Source organism: Nevskia sp., from assembly GCF_023266035.1.
Taxonomy (GTDB): Bacteria; Pseudomonadota; Gammaproteobacteria; order Nevskiales; family Nevskiaceae; genus Nevskia.
In genome coordinates this window covers 10,718-11,278 of sequence record NZ_JAHFRY010000147.1, presented here as the reverse complement: position 1 = coordinate 11,278, position 561 = coordinate 10,718, and the positions used below count along the sequence as shown (strand labels likewise).

Sequence of the window (561 nt, the reverse complement as noted above, 5' to 3'; positions counted from 1 at the left end):
CAGCCGTGGTCCGGATCAACTGACGCGCGGCGTGCCAGAAGCGCTCTTTCGCGCACCGAAGGAACCCGCTCCGGCCTGATTGCCAAGGCCGACCATCAGGTGACGAACGGAGGCAGTCGTCAGGCCGTGAGCATTCCGGTTCGGACCGCCGATTGCGACATTTCCGTGACCGACCAAGGCTTTATGACGGTATCGCGTACGGCTCGCAAGTCGTTGAATTCACATTTGTAAATCAATTAAAAAACATAATTTTTACAATAACTTGCATGTTCGAGGCAACGCTGGTCGAGGGCCGCGATTAGCCCCTGACAATTTCATGAATCCGTCATATCCGGTCAGTACTTTGCCGCCATTCCAAACGGCGCCGCCGTGGGCATTGATCTACTTACCGGGGAAATTTTCTTATGACGCGTGCACGTCTTGCCACGTCACTGTTTGCCATTGCGGTCGCCGGCCAGGTCGAGGCCGCACAGGTTTCGCCGGGTGAAGTTGCTGTCGCGGTCGTGCGGGGCGCTGAAGGCGTTGCCGGGCTGACCGTCTCGGTCGACGGCAAATCGATCG

At 57.6% G+C, this 561-nt stretch carries 1 protein-coding gene; it reads left to right on the top strand.

The features are described from left to right. On the top strand, positions 1–231 hold a 231-nt coding region (locus Q0D45_RS18485), incomplete at its 5' end, for a hypothetical protein (protein WP_293396290.1). Between the last annotated feature and the right edge of the window lie 330 nt (positions 232–561).